Genomic DNA, 16,410 nt, shown 5'->3' on the forward strand with positions numbered 1-16,410 from the left:
GATGGACGGCGGCGACACGACACGCAACCGCCTGATCGACGTCGAGCTCGACGAATCGATCGGCCGGTCAACGCCCGATGTCGAGCACGAACGCGCCGTCGCGATCTTCGACCTGATCGAGGACAACAGCTTCCACCCGGTCAGCGACGATGCGGGCGGCCCCTACAAGCTCAAGCTCTCGCTGGCCGATTCCCGCCTCGTCTTCGGCATCTCGCGCGAGGACGACGCGGCCGTCGTCACGCATATCCTGTCGCTGACGCCCTTCCGGCGGATCGTGAAGGACTATTTCCTGATCTGCGAAAGCTATTACGAGGCGATCCGCACCTCGACGCCGAGCCAGATCGAGGCGATCGACATGGGCCGGCGCGGGCTTCATAACGAGGGCTCGCAGACGCTGATGGACCGGCTGTCGGGCAAGATCGACGTCGATTTCGACACCGCGCGGCGGCTCTTCACGCTGGTCTGCGTGCTGCACTGGCGGGGCTGACGCCAGATGCCGGGCGACAAACCAGCGCCGAAATCGATCCTGTTCCTGTGCGGCATGAACGCAATCCGCTCGCCGATGGCCGAGGCGCTGGCGCGAAACGATCTGCCGAAGGGTGTCTTCGTTGCCTCCGCCGGTGTGCGGCCGGGCGAGCGCGACCCCTTCGTCGAGGCGGTGCTGAAGGAAGCCGGGCTGAACGGCGTTGCCCATGCGCCACAGCTTCTCGACGATCTCGAAGACAGCTATTTCGACCTGATCGTGACGCTGGCGCCCGAGGCGCACCACGCCGCGCTCGAACTGACGCGGTCGATGGCGATCGACGTCGAATACTGGCCGACGGCCGATCCTTCGACTGCGACGGGCACGCGCGAGCAGATCATGGGCGCCTATCGCGACGTGCGCGACCGGCTCAAGTTGCAGATTCAAAAGCGGTTTGGAAAAGCGTAGCGGACACGCGCATTATGCGTGTTCCCAAAATCGCCAACTTCCTATAGGTTCCGCGCCAATCGCGGCCTATATAGCCGAAACCAGCACAAACCAAAGGTTCCGAATGCCGAAGGAAGAAGTCCTCGAGTTCCCGGGCGTCGTCGTCGAATTGTTGCCGAATGCGATGTTCCGGGTCAAGCTTGAAAACGATCACGAGATCATTGCCCATACGGCCGGCCGCATGCGCAAGAACCGCATTCGTGTCCTCACCGGCGACAAGGTGCAGGTCGAGATGACGCCCTACGACCTGACCAAGGGCCGCATCACCTATCGCTTCAAGTAAGTCCGCACCCGGCGGCGCAGGATTTCGATGAGCATTCTCCAGAAGCTTGTCCTTGCATCCGGTTCGCCGCGGCGGATCGAGCTTCTCCAGCAAGCAGGCATCGAGCCCGACCGCATCTTCGCGACCGATATCGACGAGACGCCCAACCGGGCCGAGCATCCGCGCTCGCTGGCCAAGCGGCTCGCGCAGGGCAAGGCCGACAAGGCCGCCGAAGGCATGAAGCGCCTCGGCGAGGAGCCGGCTTTCGTGCTGGCCGCCGATACGGTCGTCGCGGTTGGCCGGCGCATTTTGCCCAAGGCCGAAACGCTGGAAGACGCGCAGGACTGCCTGCGGCTTCTTTCGGGCCGCGCGCACCGGGTCTATTCCGGCGTCTCCGTGATCACGCCGGCCGGCAAGTCGCGGCTTCGCCTCGTCGAAACGCGCGTGCGCTTCAAGCGTCTGTCGCGCGAGGAGATCGATGCCTATCTCGCTTCGGGCGAATGGCGCGGCAAGGCGGGCGGCTACGCGATCCAGGGGCTCGCGGGCGCGTTCGTCGTCAAACTCGTCGGCTCGTACACCAATGTCGTCGGCCTGCCGCTTTACGAGACGGTTAGCCTTCTTGCCGGCGACGGCTATAAGGTCACGGCAAGCGCACCGACCGGGACGGCGGTCTGATGGCGCTCGACGCCGCCAACGTGACGCCGCTGCGCCCCAAGCGCGCGTGCCCCGAATGCGGCAAGCAATCACAGCGCGCGAGCTTTCCGTTCTGCTCGGAGCGCTGCAAGAATGTCGACCTGAATCGCTGGCTGACCGGCTCCTACGTGATCCCCGCGACCGAGGACGAGGATGACGGCAGCGAGGACGAGCGCGGCTGAAAAGGGCGCAAATTTTTCGCCGGCTTTCGCAACGTCAGCCGCTGGACAGGGCGATTTGGCGTGTTATAACCCGCTCGCTTCCGGCGGAAACCAACACCGCCCCGGCCTTTCAAGGCCGACCGGAGCGGTTGCCCAGGTAGCTCAGTTGGTAGAGCATGCGACTGAAAATCGCAGTGTCGGCGGTTCGACTCCGTCCCTGGGCACCATTTCGAATTTCCAATCGTGATCTTCGTTTGCGCGGCGTTAACCTTTCGTTAACCAATCTGGCGCACCTTGTTGCGATAGCGTGCCGACCACGGATGTACTGGCGGGGCGCGATTTGAAAAGCCGGGCCTTGCGCCCGGCTTTTTCACGTCCGCACATCGATATTCCACACGCGCCGGAACACTCGGTTCATCCGCTCGTTTTGCAAGTCCAATCCCCAACCAAGGACATGACCATGGACCCGATGCAGAACGACGACCGCGAAACGCACGGCCTGGAGCGCCAGATCGCCGATTTGCGCGAGGAACTGGCCTCACTGCAGAGCGCGGCCAGCGAGCGGGCGCAGCAAGCCTATGAAGTCGTCAAGGACAATCCCGGCACCTCGATCCTCGTCGCCTCGGTGCTCGCCGGCGTGATCGGCTTCGTGCTCGGCCAGCAGGCAGAAGCCGAACGGCACCAGAGCCGCTGGCGCTGGAATTGATTGGACGGACGGCGGCAGTGCTTCGTTTGATGCCAAGTCGTCACGGCGGGTAATGTTGCTGTCTTTCTGAAGTGACCCCCACCCTTTATCCCTCCCCACAAGGGGGAGGGAGTCGTCGGCGTCCCGCTCATAAGGCCGACGACTGCTCTTAACGCGGGCAAGTTCAAATCGTCATCGAACGTCTTGCCGACCTCGATTAACCACGGCGCGAAGTAACGCAGGTTCTCACGGCTACGTTACGTAGCGTTATATTCGCGATGTGATTTACTAGCGCTCTGGTTGCAGGAGCGCTTTTTATGGTTCGGTTCGTTCCCCTCATCCTCGCGGCAATTCTGGCCATCGCGCCGGTTTCGGCTCATGCGGCGAGTCTCGTTGCCAAGGTGAGCCTGGCCACCCAGACGATGACCGTCAGCCACAATGGCAAGGTGCTCTATCGCTGGCCGGTCTCGACGGCGCGCAAGGGCAAGATCACGCCGACCGGGCAGTGGTCGGCGAAGTGGCTTTCGAAGAACCATCGGTCGAGCCGGTATGAGAACGCGCCGATGCCTTACGCGATCTTCTACAACGGACATTACGCGGTGCATGGCACCAATCAGGTGAACCGGCTCGGGCGGCCGGCCTCGGCGGGGTGCGTGCGCCTTCATCCCGAACACGCCGCACGACTGTTTTCGCTGACGCAACGCGTCGGGCTGAAGCAGACGCGGATCGTCGTTCAGCGCTGATCGTCGGAATGGACGTGGATGATCTCCGGATCGAATTCCGGCTGTTCGGCCTCTTCCATCGGCTGTTCGGTGAAGCCTTCGAGGCTCGACACTTCGCTGACGTCCCGCTCGATCTCGAGCGGGCTGACGACATAGCGCGCGATGAGTTCGGCGATCGAGATCAGTGCGTGAACGTGGATGCGCTCGTAGCCGTGCGATGCGTCGATGCCGAAAGCGACGAGGGCAGTGCGCACGTCGTGGCCGGCCTCGATGGCGGAGGCGGAATCCGAGCGGTAGTAGCGGAAGATATCCTTCTGGTACTGGAGCCCGTTCTCGCGGCACAGATCGACCAGCTTGCGGGTCAGATGGTAGTCGAAGGGGCCAGCCTGATCGGCCATGGCGATGGTGACGCCGAATTCGGACGAGTTCTGGCCGGGCGCGGTTGTGCCGTTGTCGATGGTGACCATCGAGGCGATTTCAGGCGTGACGATGGAGGCCGCGCCGACGCCGACTTCCTCGGCGATGGTGAAGAGCCAATGAATGTCGACGGGCGTCGTGGCCTTTTCATCCTCCAGCGCCTTGATCGCGGCGAGCGCGATGGCGACGCCGGCCTTGTCATCGAGATGGCGCGAATTGATATAGCCATTGTCGAGGAATTCGGGCTGCGGATCGACGGCGACGAAATCGCCGACATCGATGCCGAGAGCATGGGTTTCCTCGCGGTTCTTCGTCAGCGCGTCGATGCGCAGCTCGATGAAGTCCCAACCGACGGGAAGCGTGTCGACGCCCTCGTTGAAGGTGTGGCCGGATGCCTTCAGGGGCAGGATCGTGCCGCGATAGGCGCCCTGCTCCGTGTAGATCGTCACGCGCGCGCCTTCGGCGAAGCGCGCCGACCAGTTGCCGATGGGCACGAGTTCGAGGCGGCCATTGTCCTTGACCATCTTCACCTGCGCGCCGAGCGTGTCGAGATGGGTGATGATCGCGCGGGCGCCGCGGCGGCGCGAGCCCTGGCGCACGGCGCGGATGGCACCACGACGCGTCAGTTCCGGCGTCAGGCCGAGCCGTTCGAGCTCTTCGGAGCAATAGCGCACGACCTGGTCGGTGTAGCCGGTCGGGCTGTTGATCGAGAGCAGATTGTGGAGCTGTCGAGCGAGATAGGCTTCGTCGATCTTCAAGATTCAACCTCGATTAGCTTCGGCCGAGCGCCTGCGACGCCGACCTTTGCCCCGACATGGGGAAAAGAAGATCGACGAACCGCTCGGCCGTCGGCTGCGGCTCATGATTGGCGAGGCCCGGCCGCTCGTTGGCCTCGATGAACACATAGTCCGGCTCGCCGGGCGAATGCACCATGAAATCGATGCCGACGACAGGAATATCAATCGCGCGCGCGGCCTTGATCGCCGCATCGACGAGCTTCGGATGGACCTGCGCGGTGACGTCGTGGATCGAGCCGCCGGTGTGGAGATTGGCGGTCTTGCGCACGACGATCTCCTCGCCTTCCTTCGGCACGTCGTCGAGCGTCAGGTTTTTTTCTGCCAGACAGCGCTCGGTCTCGGCATCGATGGGGATCGTGCTTTCGCCGCCGGTGGCGGCGGCGCGGCGGCGGGACTGCTTTTCGATCAGCGAACGGATATCGGTCTGGCCGTCGCCGACGATACAAGGCGGACGGCGCATCGCAGCGGCGACGAGGCGGAAGTCGATGACGACGAGACGCAGATCATCGCCGTCGAAACAGGCTTCGAGCAGGACACGGTCGCAGATTTCGCGCGCGGCGGCGATCGCCGCCTTCGCATCGTCGAGATTGTCGAGCCCGACGGCGACGCCCTTGCCCTGCTCGCCGCGCGCAGGTTTCACGACGATCTTGCCGTGCTTTCCGATGAAGGCCGAAAGCGCTGAATCGTCGTCGCCGGCGACGATCTGCTCGGGCACGACGATGCCGGCATTTTCTACCACGCGGCGGGTGACGGACTTGTCGTCGCAGATCGACATCGCCACGGCCGAGGTCATTTCCGACAGGCTCTCGCGGCAATGGACCGAGCGGCCGCCATAGGACAGGCGGAAGAAACCGCCTTCGGCGTCGGTGATCTCGACATGGACGCCGCGCCGGCGCGCTTCATCGACGATCAGCCGTGCATAGGGGTTGAGCGCGTCATATTCGGCGAGCGGCGAAGCGAAGAGCTTTTCGTTGATCGGGTTCTTGCGCTTGACCGCGAAGACCGGGACGCGCCGGAAGCCGAGCTTCTCGTAAAGGCCGATCGCCAGATCATTGTCGTGCAGGACGGAGAGGTCCATGAAGGCCGAGCCGCGCGCGGCGAAATGCTCGGCGAGACGGCGCACCAGCATCTCGCCGATGCCGGGATGACGGGCCTGCGGATCGACTGCGAGGCACCAGAGCGATGAGCCCTTCTCCAGATCGTCGAAGAAGCGTTTATGGTCGACGCCGGTCACCGTGCCGATGATCTCGCCGGTGATCTCGTCCTCGGCGACGAGGTAGGTCAGCGAGCGGCTGTCGCGGTTGCGCCAGAAGAAATCGGGACGCACGGGCACCATGCCGCGCGAAGCGTAGATGGTGTTGACGGCATCCGCATCGGCTTCCGAGGAGAGGCGGCGGATGAAATAGCCCTTCGGCTGCTTGCGCGCCGGGCGGTAGGTGGAAAGATCGAGCCGGAAGGTGTGCGAGGGGTCGAGGAAGATTTCCTGCGGCGCCATGGCGAGCAGGACATGCGGATCGCGGACGTAGAACGCGATGTCGCGCCGCGCGGGCCCCTCCTCGCGCAGCGCGTCCACGATGGCTTCGTTGTCGTCATAGGTCTGGCAGAAATGGAGCCTGCCCCAGCCGCAATCGATGGATGCGTTGGGTTTGGGGACGGCCGCCGCCTGGTCGTGCTGCGCGATGGGGTTCATCGTTTCGTTTCGCATCCTTCTCAAGCGATGACCGAGGGCCTTATCGGTGCGGCCGCGCTCGGCGGCCGCTGATCTGCGGGCCATGCTCAGACCTCGTGGGTCTGCAGCCAGAGTTCCAGAAGCCCGACCTGCCAGAGTTCAGAACCCTGAAGGGGGGTGATATGATCCGACGGGTTGGCAAAAAGCCGCTGCAGATAGTCGTCGCGGAAAATGCCGCGATCCTTCGCCGCCTGCGACGTCAGCGCGTCGCGGACGAGGTCGAGATAGGGGCCGTCGACATATTTGAGCTGCGGGACCGGGAAGTAGCCCTTCTTGCGGTCGATCACCTCGTGCGGGATGACCTTGCGGGCGGCTTCCTTCAGGACGCCCTTGCCGTTCTGCTTCAGCTTTTCCTCGGGCGGAATCTTCGCGGCGAGTTCGACCAGTTCGTGATCGAGAAACGGGACGCGCGCCTCGAGGCCCCAGGCCATGGTCATGTTGTCGACGCGCTTTACCGGGTCGTCGACGAGCATGATTTCCGAGTCGAGGCGCAGCGCGGCGTCGACGGGGGTGTCGGCGTTCGGCATGCGCAGATGACGGGAGACCAGGTCGAGGCTCGGATCGTGATCGGGCAGCCATTGCGGATTGATGTGCTCGGCCATCTTCGCGTGGCTGCGGTCGAAAAAGACCTTGGCATAGTCGGAGACGACGTCGTTGGAATCCGCCAGCGGCGGATACCAGTGATAGCCGCCGAAGACCTCGTCGGCGCCCTGCCCCGACTGCACGACCTTGATGTGCTTCGAGACTTCCTTCGACAGGAGATAGAAGCCGACATTGTCGTAAGAGACCATCGGTTCGGACATTGCGGCGAAGGTGCCGGGGAGAGCATCCATCAGCTCGTTCGACGGTACGAAGATCTTGTGGTGCTTCGTGTCGAAATGCTTGGCGATGAGGTCCGAATAGACGAACTCGTCGCCCTTTTCGCCGTTCGCCTCTTCGAAGCCGACCGAGAATGTCATCAGCCCATGCTGACCCTGTTCGGCGAGGAGGCCGACGATGACGGAGGAATCGACGCCGCCCGACAGGAGCACGCCGACCGGCACGTCGGCGACCATGCGGCGCTTGACGGCGACGCGCAGCGCGTCGAGCACGCGGTCGCGCCACTCATCGGAAGAGAGCGAATAGTCCGGATCGCGCTCATAAGGCGGGCGCCAGTAGACCGTGTCCTTCTGGGCGCCATTGGGCTCGATGACGCGGATCGTCGCCGGCGGCATCTTCTTGACGCCGTTGATGATGGTGCGCGGGGGCGGCACGACGGCGTGGAACGACAGGTAGTGGTGGAGCGCGATGCGGTCGATCGACGTGTCGATGTCGCCGGCCTTCAAAAGCGCGGGCAGCGAGGAGGCAAAGCGCAGCGCGTTCGGCGTGTCGGCGATGTAGAGCGGCTTGATGCCGAAGCGGTCGCGCGCGACGACGACGCGGCCAGAATCACGCTCGTGGATGACGAAGGCGAACATGCCGAGAAAGCGCTTCACGCAATCGATGCCCCAGGCGTGGTAGGCCTTGAGGATGACTTCCGTGTCGCCGGTGGAGAAGAACTTGTAGCCCTTGCCCTCAAGCTCGGCGCGCAGTTCGGGATAGTTGTAGATACAACCGTTGAACGCGATGGTGAGGCCGAGTTCCCCGTCCACCATGGGCTGGCGGGCCTTTTGCGACAGATCGATGATCGACAGGCGGCGATGGGCGAGCGCGGCATTGTTGTGCATCACCAGACCCGACCCGTCCGGGCCGCGCGGCGCAATGGCATCCATCATCTTCGAAATGGCGACAGCCGATGGCTGCGCGCCGTCGAACCTGATCTCTCCGCAAATTCCACACACGGTTGTTTTTCCAACCCTCCGTTGTTCGATTGAATTTCGTCGTCCAATCATTTATAGTTCAAATGATTAGATGTCAAATTAATGAGGTTGTCGTGGTTGATGTCCCGACGAACGCGGAAGGCCAGCGAGAGTTCCCGCGGGCCGACCTCAAGACGATCGAAAAGGCGATCCGCCGCATCGTGCGGGCGCATGATTTGCAGTCGAAGGCGCTGACGAAGGCGGTCGGGCTGACGGCGGCGCAACTCGTCCTGATGAAGGGGATCGCGGAACTCGGCGAGGTGACGACGACGGCGCTTTCCGCCCATGCCGACATCAGCGCGGCGACCGTCGTGACCATCCTCGACAATCTGGAAGAACGCGGGCTGATCGAGCGCTACCGCTCGGCGCATGACCGGCGGATCGTGCATACGCGGCTGACGGCGGCGGGCGCGGCGAAGGCGCAGGCTGCGCCCGAGCCGCTCGGCGATGCGCTTGCCGGGCGTCTTGGAGCTTTATCTGCGCCGGATCGCGAGGCGATCGTGACCGGGCTCGTGCGGGCGGCCGATCTGCTGCTCCCGTCCGGGATTCAAGCGAAAAAGGAGCCGGAGCCTTGATTGTGCTCGTGCTTTGGCCGAAAAGCGGAGTCTAGAAGCGTTCCAAGGCGTGGCAATTTGTCGATGTGACGCCGTCGAGGCGCAAGCCTATGTTCCGCGCGACATACGGGGCCAGGAATGAATTACGACCGATTTTTCGACGAGGCGATCGCGCAGCTTCACGCAGAGCGCCGCTACCGCGTCTTCGCGGATCTCGAGCGCATCGCGGGCGAATTCCCGCGCGCGATCTGGCGTTCCAATGGCGCGGCGCGCGAGATCACCGTCTGGTGCTCGAACGACTATCTCGGCATGGGCCAGCATGAGAGCGTGATCGGCGCGATGCAGGTTGCCGCCGGCCGCATGGGCTCGGGCGCAGGCGGCACGCGCAACATTTCCGGCACCAACCATCCGCTCGTCGAGCTCGAGGCGGAACTCGCCGACCTGCACGGCAAGGAAGCCGGGCTCGTCTTCACCTCCGGCTTCGTCTCCAACGAGGCGGCGATCTCGACCATCGCGAAGCTGCTGCCCGACTGCCTGATCCTTTCGGACGAACTCAACCACGCCTCGATGATCGAGGGCGTGAAGAAATCGGGCGCGGAGAAGAAGATTTTCCGCCACAACGACCTTGCCCATCTCGAAAGCCTGCTCCAGGCAGCGCCTATCGAGCGCGCCAAGCTGATCGCCTTCGAAAGCGTCTATTCGATGGATGGCGACATCGCGCCGATCAAGGAAATCTGCGACCTGGCCGAGCGCTACAACGCGATGACCTATATCGACGAGGTCCACGCGGTCGGCATGTATGGCGCGCGCGGGGGCGGTATCAGTGAGCGCGAGGGGCTCGCGCATCGCATCGACATCATCGAGGGCACGCTCGCCAAGGCGTTCGGCGTCATGGGCGGCTACATCACCGGCAAGCGCGCCGTCATCGACGCCGTGCGCTCCTATGCGCCGGGCTTCATCTTCACCACCGCCCTGCCCCCGGCACTCGCCGCCGCGGCGACGGCCTCGATCCGGCACCTGAAGCAGAGCCAGAGCGAGCGCGTCGCGCATCAGCGCCAGGCGCAGCAGGCCAAGGATGCGCTCGAAGGGGCAGGACTGCCGGTGATGCCGTCGCAGACGCATATCGTGCCGCTGCTCGTCGGCGATCCGGAGCTTTGCAAGCAGGCGAGCGACCGGCTGCTCGACAAGCACGGCATCTACATCCAGCCGATCAACTACCCGACCGTACCGCGCGGCACGGAGCGGCTGCGCATCACGCCGACGCCGTTCCATTCGGACGCGCTGATCGCGGGCCTGAAGGATGCGCTGCTGGAGACGTGGACGGCGCTTGGGATTCCGTTCCAGACGGCGCCTGCGGAGACGCAGGAAGGCCGGTCGGAGCGTGTTGTCTCATTGGTGACCGCGAAGGCTGGCGGCTAGCTTCAAGTCTTTCAAACAGCGGCCTCCTCCACCGCCTTCGGCGGTCCCCCTCCCCCGCTTCGCAGGGGAGGACGAAGGTCGCGGTCGTCCCCGACGGTGATCCTCCCCCGTTTACGGGGGAAGTGGCCCGTAGGGACGGAGGGGGCGCCCGAAAGCGCACAAACCAAGTTCAGCGACTTTCGATCCAGCGCGCCAGTCGATCCGCAGCTTCCTCGACATGGTCGAGGCGGCGGTGGAAGCAGAGGCGGAAGAATTCATCCCCGCCCGGACCGAAGGCCGTTCCCGGCGCGAGGCCCACATTGGCCTCATCGACGATCTCGAACGCAGCGCGCTTCGTGTCGCGGATGCCGTCGATCTTGAAGAACAGATAGAAAGCGCCCGGCGGGACCGTGAGGTCGACGCGGCCAGTGGCGAGCAGCCGCTGGGCGATCGTGTCGCGCGCAATGCGGGCGGCGGCGATCTCGGACTTGAGGAAATCATCGCCTGCGTCGAGCGCGGCCACCGCACCCTTCTGCAGGAAGGCCGGCGTGCCGGAGGTCGAATACTGGATCAGGTTTTCGAAGACCTGCTGCAGTTCGGGGTGGATCTTCAGCCAGCCGACGCGCCAGCCGGTCATCGCCCAGTTCTTGGAGAAGGAATTGACGAAGAGTATGCGGTCGTCGGGGCGCATCACGTCCATGAAGGACGGGGCGCGCGGGCCGTCATAGTAGAACAGCGAATAGATCTCGTCGGCGATGATCCACAGATTGCGCTCGCGCGCGATCTCCAAAATATCCTCCAGCGTCTCGCGGTCGGCGGTCCAGCCGGTCGGGTTCGAGGGCGTGTTGACGAAGATCGCCTTGGTTTTGTCCGTGATCGCCTCCTCGATGCCGTCAACGTCGCAGGTCCAGCCATTGCCCGAATGGACGAGCGGAACGGGGACCGGGACCGCGCCGGCGACGCCGAGGGCGGCGGGGAAGTTCGGCCAGGACGGCGTCAGGTAGACGACCTCGTCGCCGGCGCCGGCGACGGCATCGATGGCAAGCTGGATCGCCTGCATGCCCGAGCCGGTGACGATGAATTCCTCGTGGCTGAATTCGTAGCCGAAATGGCGCTTGTGGTAGCGGACGAGCGCCTGGCGCAGTTCGGGTATGCCGCGCTGCCAGGTGTAGAAGGTTTCGCCGGCCTGGAGCGCCTGGATGGCCGCGTTCTGGATGAAGTCCGGCGTCGGCTTGTCGCCCTCGCCTGCCCAGAGCGGAATGAGGCCTGGCTTGGTGCGGCCATGGTTGACGACGGCAACGATGCCGCTTTCGGGCGCAAGACGGGCTTCGCCACGCAGATGATCGACGAGTGACATTCAGTGTTCCCGGGAAGAAGCGCCCCGCCGGTCGGCCGGGCGCCAGAAAAGGTCAGACGGGCCGGCGCGCGAGCAGGTCGCGGATTTCGGTCAGGAGGGCGACGTCGGCGGGCGGTGCCGGCGGCACGTCCGCGACTTTCTCCTCACGCTCCATGCGGCGACGCAGATTGTTCACCGCCTTGACGATCAGGAAGATGATCCAGGCCAGGATCAGGAAGTTGATCATCACGGTGAGGAAGCTGCCATAGGCGAAGACCGCGCCCTGTTCGCGCGCAGCCGCCAGCGTGTTCGCCGTGACTTCCGACGACAGCGGCAGGAAGTAGTTCGAAAAGTCGAAGCCGCCGAAGATCGCGCCGACGACCGGCATGATGATGTCGTCGACCAGCGACGAGACGATGAGCCCGAACGCGCCGCCGATGATGACGCCGACGGCGAGGTCCATCACATTGCCTCTGGCAATGAACTCCTGAAATTCCTTGATCATGACAGCCACCATGTCCCCTTGGAGCCGAGTGAGCGCAGGATGCGGACGGCTGCTCCGCAACACGGCAGAAGATAGCAGAAGCTTTCGCGCGCTAAAGATGCAATCTCGACTGGCCCCACAGCCATTTCGATCAGACGCAAGTTCGATGGACAGGCCGATCTCGCTGTGGTTGCCTGAATGCGCTGGAGGAGGACAGAACGGGTATGCAGGGCTGGGTGGTTGTCATCGTCGCCGTCGCCTATGTCTCGCTGCTTTTCGGCATAGCGAGCCTGGGTGACCGGCATTCGGCGCGCCACGGGCCGATCCGGGCGCGGCCCTACATCTACTCCTTCAGCCTGGCGATCTACTGCACTTCCTGGACATTTTTCGGCTCGGTCGGGCTTGCCAGCGAGCGCGGGTTCGAGTTCCTCGCCATCTATATCGGCCCGATCATGGTGTTCCTGTTCGGGTTTCCGCTGTTGCGCCGGATCATGCGGCTGGCGAAATCCGAAAAAATCACTTCGATCGCCGACTTCCTCGCCGCGCGCTACGGCAAGAGCTTCGCCGTCGCATCGATCGCCACGATGATCGCGGCGATGGGGACGGTTCCCTACATCGCGCTGCAGTTGAAGGCGATCTCGGGCAGCGTCAGCCTGATGGTCGAGCACTATAACGGCGCGCCGCCGGTCGATTTCGTCTTCGGCGACATCTCGCTCATCGTGACCGTCCTGCTCGCGATCTTCGCGATTCTGTTCGGCACGCGTCATGCGGACGCGACCGAGCATCAGGACGGGCTGATCCTGGCCGTGGCGGTCGAATCGATCGTCAAGTTGGCGGCATTCCTCGCGGTGGGCATCGCCGTCTCGTTCTTCTTCTTCGGAGGCCCGAGCGAACTGATCGGCGAGGTGCGCAATTCGGCTGCCGCCATGGCCGCCTACGACTTCCAGACCTCGCTGCCGGTGTGGATCACCATGACGACGCTGAGCGCCATCGCCATCATCATGCTGCCGCGCCAGTTCTACGTCACCATCGTCGAGAACCGCTCGGAGAGCGAGTTGCGCACGGCCACATGGCTGTTTCCGGCCTATCTGGTGATGATCAACCTGTTCGTCGTGCCGATCGCCTTTGCGGGCATCGTGCTTCTCGGGCCCGAACAGAACGCCGATCTCTACGTCGTCTCGATCCCGCTTCTCTTCGGCCAGGACTGGCTGGCGATGTTCGCCTTCATCGGCGGGCTGTCGGCGGCGACGGCGATGGTGATCGTCGCCAGCGTGGCGCTGGCGATCATGATCTCCAACGACCTCATTCTGCCGCTTTTCCTGCGCGGAATGGCGAAGCAGTATCTCGTCCAGCGGGACGATCTGTCCAAGGTCATCCTCAACATCCGCCGCGCTGCGATCTTCGCCGTGCTGATCGCGGCGTTCCTCTACTATCGGGAAATCACCAACAATACGCGGCTGGCGTCGATCGGCCTGATTTCGTTCGCGGCCATCGCACAATTCGCGCCCGCGTTCTTCGGCGGGCTCGTCTGGCGCGGGGCGAATGCGCGCGGCGCGGTGATCGGAATGCTCGCCGGCATCGCGCTCTGGGGCTACACGCTGCTCCTGCCTTCGCTCGCGCCGCCGGACACGGCGATCGTACAGTTCGGGCTTTTCGGCCTCGAGGCGCTGCGCCCGCACTCGCTGTTCGGAACCAGCGCCGAGCCGCTCGTCCATGGCGTGCTGTGGAGCCTGTCGGTCAACACGCTGTTCTTCGTGCTCGGCTCGCTCTCGCGCACGGCCAAGCCGCTGGAGCGCATCCAGGCGGCGCTGTTCGTCCCGCGCGATACGAGCCCGATGCCGAGCTTCCGCCGGTTCCGCACGGCGGTTACGGTCGATGATCTGAAGGACACGATCGCGCGCTATCTGGGGGTGGAGCGCACGGAGCGCTCGTTCCAGAATTTCGAGGCGAAGCAGAGCCTGCCGCTGGTCGGCAAGGACCCGGCCAACATGGCCGTCATCCGCTTTTCCGAGCAACTTCTGACCAGCGCCGTCGGCTCGTCATCGGCGCGGCTCGTCCTGTCGCTTCTCTTCCAGCGCCACGACCGCTCGCCGCGCGAGGCGCTGCGGCTTCTCGACGACGCTTCGGAAGCGCTGCAGCACAATCGCGACCTTCTCCAGATCGCGCTCGACCAGATGGAACAGGGGATCACCGTCTTCGACCGCGACTTCCGGCTGATCTGTTGGAACAGGCAGTACCGCTCGCTGTTCTACCTGCCGGATTCGATGGGGCGGGTCGGCGTCTCGCTCGACGAAATCCTGCGGCATCTAGCGGATCGCGGCGACATCAATTTCGACACGATCCACCAGACGATCGACCGGCTCGCCGCCTTCCGCTCGCCCTGGCAACTCGAACTGAAAAGCACCGGGCGGATCATCGAGTTGCGCTCCAACCCGATGCCCGATGGCGGGCTGGTGGCGACCTATGCGGACATCACGCAGCGCGTGGAAGCAGATCTGGCGCTGAAGCGGGTGAACGAGACGCTGGAAAACCGCGTCGCGCGGCGCACGGCCGAGCTCACGCGGGTGAACGAGGAACTGGCACAGGCGCAGATGCTGGCGGAGGAGGCCAATCTCGGCAAGACGCGCTTCCTCGCCGCCGCCGGCCACGACATCCTTCAGCCGCTCAACGCGGCGCGGCTCTATTGCGCCTCGCTCGCCGAAAGCGTCGGCCAAAGCCCGGTCGGCGATGGCGTCGCCAACATCGAATCCTCGCTCGATTCGGTCGAGACGATCCTCGGCGCGGTGCTCGACATATCGCGGCTCGACACCGGCGCGATGCGGCCGGTCGACACCATTTTCAGGCTGGACGGGCTCATGCGCCAGATCCAGACGGATTTCCAGCCGTTGGCGCAGGAAAAGAAGCTCGACCTGCGCATCGTCTCGACTGGGCTCGCCGTCCATACGGACCGCAACCTGTTTCGCCGTCTCGTCCAAAACCTCGTCTCGAACGCGATCAAGTATACCCGCTCCGGCACGGTGCTGGTGGGCGTGAAGCGGCGCGGGGACCTGCTCGAACTGCAGGTCCACGATACCGGCATCGGCATCGACGGCGACAAGCTCAACACGGTCTTCAGCGAGTTCACCCGATTGCAGGACGGCGCGCGCGAGGCGCAGGGGCTGGGGCTCGGGCTGTCGATCGTCGACCGCATCGCACGCGTGCTGCGGCTCGAAATCCGCATTCATTCGGTGAAGGGCAAGGGTTCGTGCTTTTCGGTTCTGCTGCCGATCACCGAGGCCCCGCCGGCGGCGCTGGCCAGCGACATCCGGCCCCAGGTCGGCGCCCATATCAGGCTCGACGGCGTCTCGGTGCTTTGCATCGACAACGAACCGCGCATTCTCGACGGCATGCGCAAGCTGCTCGAAGGCTGGGGCTGCCGCGTGACCACGGCTGGCGGGTCGTCCGGCCTGACGGCGGCGATGCCGACGCCGGACGTGGTGCTGGCCGATTTCCATCTTGACCAGGAGGACGGCTTCCAGGCCATTGCGCGCGCGCGGCAGATCTGGAGCGACGCGCTGCCCGCGATCCTCGTGACGGCGGACCGGTCGAACGACGTTCGCGAGCGGGCGACTGCGCTCGACGTTCCGGTGCTGCAGAAGCCGGTCAAGCCGGCGGCGCTGCGCACGATGCTGACGCGCTATCGCAAGCTGCTTTCGGCGGCCGAATAATCAGGCGTTCGCCTGCTGCTCCATACCGATGCGCGAGAGGCGGATGACGGCCTGGGTGCGGCTGTCGACGCCCAGCTTCTGCAGGATGGCGGAGACATGCGCCTTGATCGTCGCCTCGGACACGCCCAGCTCATAGGCGATCTGCTTGTTGAGGAGACCCTCGGCGAGCATCGTCAGGACGCGCGATTGCTGCGGGGTCAGGGATTGGAGGCGCTGGATCAGGTCGGAGACTTCCGCGTCCCGCTCCTCGCCCAGATCGAGCCCGTCCGGCAAAGCGATGCCGCCGGCCAGCACCGTCTCGACCGCCCGTCGTATCTGGTCCATGCCCGCGGACTTGGAGATGAAGCCCGACGCGCCAAGCTCGATCGCGCGGCGGACGGTCTCGGCATCGTCGCGCGCGGAGACGATGACGACCGGAAAGTTCGACGAAATGCCGCGCAGGGCGACGAGGCCCGACAGGCCGCTCGAGCCCGGCATCGTCAGGTCGAGAAGCAGGAGGTCGATGTCGTCATTGGCAACGACGCTGGCCTTCGCCGCATCGAAATCACCCACCTCCTCGATCCGGGCATCGCCGAACGAGGAGAGCGCGTGCTTGAGCGCGCCGCGAAACAATGGATGATCGTCGGCAATGACGAACCGATAGCGCTGATCCAAAAA

General features: G+C 64.3%; 16 protein-coding genes and 1 tRNA gene. 11 read left to right on the forward strand and 6 right to left on the reverse strand.

Going from position 1 to position 16,410, the window contains the following annotated elements; genetic code table 11:
* Position 1: 1 nt before the first annotated feature.
* The 8 genes from ALII_RS0117285 to ALII_RS0117320 all read left to right on the forward strand — a co-directional run bounded on the left by ALII_RS0117285 (position 2) and on the right by ALII_RS0117320 (position 3,514).
* Positions 2-487: a UPF0262 family protein gene (locus ALII_RS0117285; protein WP_024588482.1), complete on the forward strand. Its 486-nt coding sequence runs from the start codon at positions 2-4 to the stop codon at positions 485-487.
* A 6-nt stretch (positions 488-493) separates the two neighbouring features.
* Entirely contained in the window at positions 494-931 is a 438-nt protein-coding gene (locus ALII_RS0117290; RefSeq protein WP_024588483.1) for a low molecular weight phosphatase family protein, read from the forward strand.
* Positions 932-1,034: 103 nt separating this feature from the next.
* Positions 1,035-1,253, forward strand: a complete 219-nt coding sequence (gene infA / locus ALII_RS0117295) for a translation initiation factor IF-1 (protein WP_024588484.1) — start codon at positions 1,035-1,037, stop codon at positions 1,251-1,253.
* 27 nt (positions 1,254-1,280) lie between these two features.
* The gene (locus ALII_RS0117300) at positions 1,281-1,907 is read left to right on the forward strand and encodes a Maf-like protein (protein ID WP_024588485.1); all 627 of its coding nucleotides are present in this window, start codon (positions 1,281-1,283) and stop codon (positions 1,905-1,907) included.
* Complete coding sequence (gene yacG, locus ALII_RS0117305; RefSeq protein WP_024588486.1) at positions 1,907-2,107, forward strand: DNA gyrase inhibitor YacG; 201 nt, start codon at positions 1,907-1,909, stop codon at positions 2,105-2,107. The genes ALII_RS0117300 and yacG overlap by 1 nt, the downstream gene beginning before the upstream one ends.
* 130 nt (positions 2,108-2,237) lie before the next feature.
* A tRNA-Phe gene (locus ALII_RS0117310) sits at positions 2,238-2,313 on the forward strand.
* Positions 2,314-2,546: 233 nt separating this feature from the next.
* A complete protein-coding gene (locus ALII_RS0117315) occupies positions 2,547-2,792 on the forward strand; it encodes a hypothetical protein (protein ID WP_152529666.1) in 246 nt (81 codons plus the stop codon).
* A gap of 296 nt (positions 2,793-3,088) precedes the next feature.
* The gene (locus ALII_RS0117320; RefSeq protein WP_024588488.1) at positions 3,089-3,514 is read left to right on the forward strand and encodes a L,D-transpeptidase; all 426 of its coding nucleotides are present in this window, start codon (positions 3,089-3,091) and stop codon (positions 3,512-3,514) included.
* Here the strand turns inward: ALII_RS0117320 and ALII_RS0117325 are convergent.
* The 3 genes from ALII_RS0117325 to ALII_RS0117335 are packed head-to-tail and all read right to left on the reverse strand — an operon-like array spanning position 3,505 to position 8,256.
* Entirely contained in the window at positions 3,505-4,671 is a 1,167-nt protein-coding gene (locus ALII_RS0117325; protein ID WP_024588489.1) for an osmoprotectant NAGGN system M42 family peptidase, read from the reverse strand. The two genes, ALII_RS0117320 and ALII_RS0117325, sit on opposite strands and share 10 nt — an antisense overlap.
* Before the next feature lie 10 nt (positions 4,672-4,681).
* Positions 4,682-6,481: an N-acetylglutaminylglutamine synthetase gene (ngg, locus tag ALII_RS0117330; protein ID WP_029660668.1), complete on the reverse strand. Its 1,800-nt coding sequence runs from the start codon at positions 6,479-6,481 to the stop codon at positions 4,682-4,684.
* 2 nt (positions 6,482-6,483) lie between these two features.
* Positions 6,484-8,256 carry an N-acetylglutaminylglutamine amidotransferase gene (locus ALII_RS0117335; protein WP_024588491.1) on the reverse strand — a complete coding sequence of 591 codons (1,773 nt, stop codon included), beginning with the start codon at positions 8,254-8,256 and terminating at the stop codon, positions 6,484-6,486.
* 92 nt (positions 8,257-8,348) lie between these two features.
* Here ALII_RS0117335 and ALII_RS0117340 point away from each other — a divergent pair, with 92 nt between their 5' ends.
* Together ALII_RS0117340 and hemA are read left to right on the forward strand one after the other, a co-directional pair.
* Positions 8,349-8,849 carry a MarR family winged helix-turn-helix transcriptional regulator gene (locus ALII_RS0117340; RefSeq protein ID WP_024588492.1) on the forward strand — a complete coding sequence of 167 codons (501 nt, stop codon included), beginning with the start codon at positions 8,349-8,351 and terminating at the stop codon, positions 8,847-8,849.
* Positions 8,850-8,966: 117 nt separating this feature from the next.
* Positions 8,967-10,247, forward strand: a complete 1,281-nt coding sequence (gene hemA / locus ALII_RS0117345; protein ID WP_024588493.1) for a 5-aminolevulinate synthase — start codon at positions 8,967-8,969, stop codon at positions 10,245-10,247.
* A 169-nt stretch (positions 10,248-10,416) separates the two neighbouring features.
* On the opposite strand, the gene ALII_RS0117350 is transcribed toward hemA, so the two are convergent.
* Both ALII_RS0117350 and mscL read right to left on the reverse strand, forming a co-directional pair.
* On the reverse strand, positions 10,417-11,583 hold the full coding sequence (locus tag ALII_RS0117350; RefSeq protein ID WP_024588494.1) for a pyridoxal phosphate-dependent aminotransferase: 1,167 nt from the start codon (positions 11,581-11,583) through the stop codon (positions 10,417-10,419).
* Between the two features lie 52 nt (positions 11,584-11,635).
* Positions 11,636-12,067 carry a large conductance mechanosensitive channel protein MscL gene (gene mscL, locus ALII_RS0117355; RefSeq protein WP_024588495.1) on the reverse strand — a complete coding sequence of 144 codons (432 nt, stop codon included), beginning with the start codon at positions 12,065-12,067 and terminating at the stop codon, positions 11,636-11,638.
* Between the two features lie 203 nt (positions 12,068-12,270).
* On the opposite strand from mscL, the gene ALII_RS0117360 reads away from it, so the two are divergent.
* Positions 12,271-15,753: a PAS domain-containing hybrid sensor histidine kinase/response regulator gene (locus tag ALII_RS0117360; RefSeq protein ID WP_024588496.1), complete on the forward strand. Its 3,483-nt coding sequence runs from the start codon at positions 12,271-12,273 to the stop codon at positions 15,751-15,753.
* Here ALII_RS0117360 and ALII_RS0117365 read toward each other — a convergent pair whose 3' ends face one another.
* Positions 15,754-16,407, reverse strand: coding sequence for a response regulator transcription factor (locus tag ALII_RS0117365; RefSeq protein WP_024588497.1), 654 nt, complete (start codon positions 16,405-16,407; stop codon positions 15,754-15,756). It abuts the gene before it with no gap.
* Positions 16,408-16,410: the final 3 nt, after the last annotated feature.

The organism is Aliihoeflea sp. 2WW (genome assembly GCF_000497755.1).
Lineage (GTDB): Bacteria > Pseudomonadota > Alphaproteobacteria > Rhizobiales > Rhizobiaceae > Aliihoeflea.